The sequence below is a fragment of the Streptomyces sp. NRRL B-24572 genome (genome assembly GCF_002156145.1).
In the GTDB taxonomy this organism is placed as follows: Bacteria; Actinomycetota; Actinomycetes; order Streptomycetales; family Streptomycetaceae; genus Streptomyces; species Streptomyces vietnamensis.
In genome coordinates, this window is record NZ_MWIG01001154.1 from 201 (window position 1) to 706 (window position 506).

Below are 506 nucleotides of genomic sequence, written 5' to 3' on the forward strand. Positions count from 1 at the left end.
CCGTACCGCCACCGTGGCCGGCGTGTGCCCCGTGGGCGGCCGGGGCCTCCTGGGCGGCCTTGGCCTCCTCCACGGCGATCGCGCTGTTCACGGGCGGTTCACCCACCACGTAGGACACGGCGAAGGCGAAAAGCCCGGCGATCAGGCCCGCGAGCATGCCGCGGACCAGTAGGGTCCTCACAGTCGAGGCGTGCATGTGCGAGTCGCCCCTCAGTGGCAGGGGAAACCGAGCAGGTGACGCCCGTCGTGCACCCACTCGTGCACGTCGGAGCCGGCGAACAGGGAGGTGGCGCCCTGCTCGGCACCCACGNNGCGAGGAGCCCGACGAAGAAGGCCCAGGGCAGTACGGCGCGCACGGGCAGCGGAGCGGGTACGGCGACGGACGGGGTGGAAACAGCAGCGGAGACGACGGCCTCGGCCATGATGGAACCTCCTGTGGGAACTCGCGTCCCAGACGGTGGTGCAGGACGACGGTCCACGGGTCTGACTCACCGTGATGTGCCCCT

At 71.0% G+C, this 506-nt stretch carries 1 protein-coding gene and 1 pseudogene; both read right to left on the bottom strand.

The annotated features are described in order from the left end of the window. A partial coding sequence (locus CCN56_RS45460) for a CbtA family protein (RefSeq protein WP_373412968.1) occupies nt 1–196 on the bottom strand: 196 nt, incomplete at its 3' end. A gap of 14 nt (nt 197–210) precedes the next feature. Continuing rightward, nucleotides 211–422: pseudogene (locus tag CCN56_RS41000) on the bottom strand (CbtB-domain containing protein). Between the last annotated feature and the right edge of the window lie 84 nt (nt 423–506).